Source organism: Dietzia sp. B44 (genome assembly GCF_014145245.1).
Classification (GTDB): domain Bacteria; phylum Actinomycetota; class Actinomycetes; order Mycobacteriales; family Mycobacteriaceae; genus Dietzia; species Dietzia natronolimnaea.
This window is the reverse complement of the sequence record NZ_JAALEF010000170.1, coordinates 7933-13562: the sequence shown is the minus strand read 5'-3', so window position 1 is coordinate 13562 and position 5630 is coordinate 7933. Positions and strand designations below refer to the sequence as shown.

The 5630-nt window shown below is 70.5% G+C and carries 6 protein-coding genes; 5 read left to right on the top strand and 1 reads right to left on the bottom strand.

What is annotated here, in order from left to right; genetic code table 11:
• A partial coding sequence (gene pepN, locus G6017_RS06620; protein ID WP_182616562.1) for an aminopeptidase N occupies window positions 1-1887 on the bottom strand: 1887 nt, incomplete at its 3' end.
• A gap of 94 nt (window positions 1888-1981) precedes the next feature.
• Here pepN and G6017_RS06615 point away from each other — a divergent pair.
• From G6017_RS06615 to G6017_RS06595, 5 genes are all read left to right on the top strand, one after another.
• Window positions 1982-2608, top strand: a complete 627-nt coding sequence (locus tag G6017_RS06615; RefSeq protein WP_179524910.1) for a mycothiol-dependent nitroreductase Rv2466c family protein — start codon at window positions 1982-1984, stop codon at window positions 2606-2608.
• A gap of 4 nt (window positions 2609-2612) precedes the next feature.
• On the top strand, window positions 2613-3566 hold the full coding sequence (locus tag G6017_RS06610; RefSeq protein WP_182616560.1) for a hypothetical protein: 954 nt from the start codon (window positions 2613-2615) through the stop codon (window positions 3564-3566).
• A 114-nt stretch (window positions 3567-3680) separates the two neighbouring features.
• Entirely contained in the window at window positions 3681-4121 is a 441-nt protein-coding gene (locus G6017_RS06605) for a GNAT family N-acetyltransferase (protein WP_347237958.1), read from the top strand.
• 47 nt (window positions 4122-4168) lie between these two features.
• On the top strand, window positions 4169-4642 hold the full coding sequence (locus G6017_RS06600; protein WP_182616558.1) for a ribose-5-phosphate isomerase: 474 nt from the start codon (window positions 4169-4171) through the stop codon (window positions 4640-4642).
• 56 nt (window positions 4643-4698) lie between these two features.
• Entirely contained in the window at window positions 4699-5547 is an 849-nt protein-coding gene (locus G6017_RS06595) for a DNA-formamidopyrimidine glycosylase family protein (protein ID WP_182616556.1), read from the top strand.
• Window positions 5548-5630 lie beyond the last annotated feature (83 nt).

The window sequence follows — 5630 nt, the reverse complement described above, 5'->3', positions numbered from 1 at the left end:
CGCCCAGTCCGGGTCGGCGTACCTCGCCAGCGCCGTCTGTGCCTGGGCGAGCACGCGCTGGACCACTCCGATGTGAGCCTCGCGCGGGGCCGCGCGGGTGACCACCTCGACGAACCGACGAGCCGGGAGTCGGGCCTCCCGGGTCATCTCCCACAGCGCGGACCAGCACAGTGTCCGGGCGAGCGAGTCCGTCACGTCCTCGATCGAGTCCAGGACGGTGCCCAGCGAGCGCTCGTCGAGGCGGACCGAGCAGTACGTCAGATCGGCATCGTTCGGCAGGACCAGGTCGGGCACGGCCAGGCCGGCCATGTCCGGGACGGCGGTGCGCTCGGCGTCCACGTCCAGCTCGGTGAACGCGGTACGGACCAGGGCGCCCGAGTCGTCACGGCTGTAGAGGCCGACCCCGAGGCGGTGGGTGCGCAGCTCCCCGGCGCCGGGGGCGGCGGGCCCCTGCACGACGGTCAGCTCAGAGATGGTCCCCGGGGAGTCGGCGGGGGCGCTCACCTCCACGGAAATCGGGTTGATGCCGGTGGTCCGCAGCCACTGATCGGCCCAGTCGGACAGGTCGCGACCGGAGGAGGCCTCAAGGGCCCGCAGGAGGTCATCGAACTCGGCGTTGCCGAAGGCGTGCTCGGCGAAGTAGGCGCGCAGGCCCGCCAGGAACGGCTCGCGTCCGACGTACGCCACCAGTTGCTTGAGCACGGACGCGCCCTTGGCGTAGGTGATCCCGTCGAAGTTGGCCTCGACCGTCTCCAGGTCCGTCATGTCGGCCGCGACGGGATGGGTGGAGGGCAACTGGTCCTGCCGGTACGCCCACGCCTTCTCCACGTTGGCGAACGTGGTCCACGCATCGGTGTACTGCGTGGCGTCCACCTGGGCCAGGACCGAGGCGAAGGTCGCAAACGACTCGTTGAGCCACAGGTCATCCCACCAGCGCATGGTCACCAGGTCGCCGAACCACATGTGGGCCATCTCGTGCAGCACCGTTTCGTTGCGCCGCTCGTAGCGGTACGCCGTGACCCGGGAGCGGAAGACGTAGTCCTCGAGGAACGTCACGGCCCCCGCGTTCTCCATGGCCCCCGCGTTGAACTCGGGCACGAAGATCTGGTCGTACTTGCCGAACGCGTACGGCATGCCGAACTCGCGGTGATAGAACCCGAAGCCCTCCTTGGTCTCGGCGAACAGCCGATCGGCGTCGAGGTGCCCGGCGAGCGACGCTCGACACAACAGTCGTAGTGGAATGGTGCCGTGCTCGTCGGTGTAGGAGTCCTCGACCACGTGATAGGGGCCGGCGATCAGGGCCACGAGGTACGTCGACAGGATCTCCGTCTGCTCGAACCGGTGCACGACCGATCCCGCCCCGCCCGGGGACTCGCCGGCCGGGGTGTTGGCCACCACGACCCAGGAGGCGGGGGCGGTAATGGTCAGCGTGTAGCGGGCCTTGAGGTCGGGCTGGTCGAAGCAGGCGAACACCCGCTTGGCGTCGGCGGTCTGGAACTGCGAGTAGAGGTAGACCTCCCCGTCCACGGGGTCGACCATGCGGTGCAGGCCCTCGCCGGTGGAGGTGTACGCCAGATCGGCGTCCACGACGAGCTCGTTGGTCTCCTGCAGATCGGGCAGCGTGAGCCCCACCTCGTCGTCATAGTCCCCGGTCTCCAGGTCCCGTCCGTTCAACGTCACCGACCGGATCCGCGCCGACCTCAGATCGATGAACGTCTCCGCCCCGGGTCGGGAGCAGGTGAACCGGACCACCGTGCGGGACCGGAACGTCCCGGATCCCGGTCCGCCGGAGCCGTCGGTGAGGTCCAGGTCCACCTCGTAGGTGTCCACGTCGAGCAGTTCCGCCCTGGCGGCGGCGTCGGAACGGGTGAGATTGAGCGAGCGCATCGGAGGTCCTCGGTTCCTGGGCGGGGGTGGTGGCCCCAGTCCTACCACCCGCGGCGGGGTGGCAGTCGGGGACCCGGACGAGGAGGATGGGGTCATGACATCTTCTGGTTCCGACGCCACCCGTTCCGTCGACTTCTGGTTCGACCCCCTGTGCCCCTTCGCGTGGGTCACCAGCCGCTGGATCCTCGAGGTCGAGAAGGTCCGCGACATCGAGCTGACCTGGAACGTCATGAGCCTGTCCGTCCTCAACGACGGCCGGGACCTGCCCGAGGACTACCTCGCGCTGATGACACGCGGTTGGGGCCCGGTCCGGGTCGCGATCGCCGCCGCACAGCGTCACGGCCAGGAGGTCCTGGGCCGGCTGTACACCGAGCTCGGCACCCGCATCCACGACCAGGGACGGGGGATCGAGGACCCCACCGTGATCACCGAGGCGCTCGAGGCCGCCGGACTGGACGCGGGTCTCGCCGCCGCGGCGGCGTCGGATGAGTACGACGACGAGCTGCGCGCCTCGCACCACCGCGGCATGGACCCGGTGGGCGACGAGGTCGGCACCCCGGTCGTGCACGTGGACGGCGTGGCCTTCTTCGGTCCCGTCCTCACGCGCATCCCGCGCGGCGAGGACGCAGGGAAGGTCTTCGACGGAGCGGCCCTGCTCGCGGAGTACCCCTACTTCTTCGAGCTCAAGCGCAGCCGCACCGAGGCCCCGCAGTTCGACTGAGTTGATGAGCGTCGCGGGTGGGTCCCTGCTGGACGGGCCGTACGGCCGTGCGTTGTGCGCGGCCGTGGCCGAGGCGGCCGCGCCCGAGATTGATTGGTGGCGGCTGACGTCCCAGGAGCGCGTCGACGCGGTGGGCGCAGTCCGGCCTGAACGGGTCCGAGCGCTGGGGGAGACGAGGATCCTCGGCGAGCTCAGTGCCGGTCTGTGGAAGGCGGTCTACTGGCAGGATCCGGAGGACGATCGAGAAGATCTCGCCCGCCCAGGCATGGTGGCCGCCCTCCGCCCGATAGCCCGAGCGCTCTCACAGAATCCGGCGACGAAGTGGTGGTCCAGCCCCGTCGACAGAGCCGGCCAGAACATCGTCCAACTCCTGCTCGACAACTGGGTGCCGGTGAACCGCCTTGAGGACGCCCGACCGCAACTCGGGACGTGGCGGGACCAGATCAGGGAGAGGGAGCGCGCGGGCACGGACAACCCCCACTGGCGGTCCACCACCGGTCGGTGGTGGACCGCGCCGGTGTTCGCCGGGATCGCCTGGACCTCCCGAATCCGGGAGACGGTCGGCCCCCTGGCACCACACACCACCGAGGATCACATGGGGTGGAGCCGGGCCCGCGTCCACCCGGTCGAGGTCGAACCCTCGGCCCGAATCCGGGAGATCGACAGCCCGCAGGAGTGGGCGAGTCTTGTCAACGAGTTCCCGCTGGAGGTGACCCAGGAGAAGCGGGGCGACTGGTGGCGAACCACCGGGCGCGATGGAAGCTGGTGGATCCCCGACTGGGCCGAGGTCGCCGAGCACTACGACGCGGTCCACGTGACCGTCACCGGCTACCTCTCCACCGCCGGGCGCGCAATCGACACCGCGCAGGGGGCGTCCGTCCTCGCTGGATGGGGGCCCGATCACACCTGCTGGCTGCGCCCGGACCGGCTGCGGTACACCGGCGTCGTCGAGCAGTGACATCGCCCCCGCTCGTTCGCGATCCCCGAGAACATCTCGTGGCTCAGGGTGCCCGCGGACAGCGCGGATGGCTCGGTACACGTGCGGCCGCTCTCCGCAGATGACGACTCACTGGTGGAAGAGGCCACCGTGCTCAACGTCAACTGGACGGGGCAGGAGCGGGTCACCGCCGCCGACGTGGCGGCCGACCCCGCGCTGGCGCACTATTCGGCACTCCGACCCGACCGTGGCGACTTCGGGCTGGTGGCGGAGGTGTCCGGACGCCCGGTCGGTGTGGTGTGGCTGCTGTTCCTCGACGCCGCGGATCCCGGTTACGGGTACGTGGCCGACGGAGTCCCCGAGCTCAGCGTGTGCGTCTGGCCCGGGCACCGCGGGAGAGGCCTCGGAGCCCTGCTGCTCGAAGAGGCGCTCGCGGCAGCGGGGGACCGGGGTCTGGAACGGGTCAGCCTCAGCGTCGAGGCAGGCAATCCGGCCCGGAGGCTGTACGCCGACATGGGTTTCGTCGCCGCGGAGGGTGCGGCGTCGGAGACGATGGTGATCCGGCTGTCCAAGTGACTCCACCGTTGTCGGCGGCCCGGGTCCGACGTGGCAGAATCGCCGCCATGCGCATCTACCTGGGAGCGGACCACGCCGGCTTCGAGACCAAGAACGTCATCGCCGAGCACCTGAAGACCTCCGGCCACGAGGTGGTCGACTGCGGCGCCCACACCTACGACGCGGAGGACGACTACCCGGCCTTCTGCATCGACGCGGCTCGCAAGGTCGTGGCGGACCCGGGCAGCCTCGGGATCGTGCTGGGCGGCTCCGGCAACGGCGAGCAGATCGCGGCCAACAAGGTTCCCGGTGCCCGCTGCGCCCTGGCGTGGAGCGTCGAGACCGCGCGCCTCGCCCGTGAGCACAACAACGCGCAGCTGATCGGTATCGGTGGGCGCATGCACTCGCAGGAGGAGGCACTGGCGATCGTCGATGCGTTCCTCGACCAGACCTGGTCGGAGGCCGAGCGCCACCAGCGGCGCATCGACATCCTCGCCGAGTACGAGCGCACCCACGAGGCCCCGCCGGTCCCCGGGGCCTGATCAGAGAAGCGTCCGAGAAGCGTCGTGCCCGGGCGACACCATGCCTGAGACACTCCGTGCCTGAGGGGCACACCCTCCACCGGCTGGCCCGCCTGCACACCGAGTACTTCGCAGGCGGGCCCGTCCGCGTCTCCAGCCCACAGGGGCGGTTCGCGGACCACGTCGTCGTCGACGGTAGGTACTTCGAGCACGCCACAGCCGTCGGCAAGCACCTCTTCCACCACTACGAGGGCGGCCTCGTCGTCCACGTCCACCTGGGGCTGTACGGATTCTTCGACACGCACCTCGTGCCGCAGGGGGAGGAGCCGCCCGCGCCGGTGGGGCAGGTGCGGATGCGGGTCGGGGCGATGCTTCCCGGCGGGGGGTCGGAGGGCCGGCCCGCCCACTACGTCGACCTGCGCGGACCCACCAGGTGCGACGTCATCGACGAGGCGGGTGTGGCCGAGGTGCGCGGCCGTCTGGGCCCCGATCCCCTGGATCCCGACGCCGATCCCGGGCGGGCGTGGGCGCGGATCACACGCAGTGCGCGGCCGGTAGGTGCGCTGCTCATGGACCAGAAGGTCCTGGCCGGAGTCGGGAACGTCTACCGCGCCGAGGTGCTGTTCCGGCACGGTATCGACCCGTTCCGAGCCGGCTCGCGGGTGACGGAGGGCGAGTTCCGCGCGATCTGGGACGACCTGGTGCAGTTGATGGAGGTGGGGGTGGAGACCGGCGCCATCCACACGATCCGCCCGGAGCACGACCACGGGGACGTGCCCCGACGTGGTGCCGACCGGCCGCGCAACTACGTCTACCAACGGGACGGCTGGCGGTGCCGGGTGTGCCGCGACGAGATCGTCCTGCAGACGTTGGAGGCGCGGACCCTCTTCTGGTGTCCGACCTGCCAGCCGGGACGGCCGCGCTGAACCCGTCGCCGAGTCGCAGCTGCGGGCGGGCGGGTTAGCCGGTTAGCGGGCGAGCATCTCGCAGCCGCACGTCGCGACGGCGT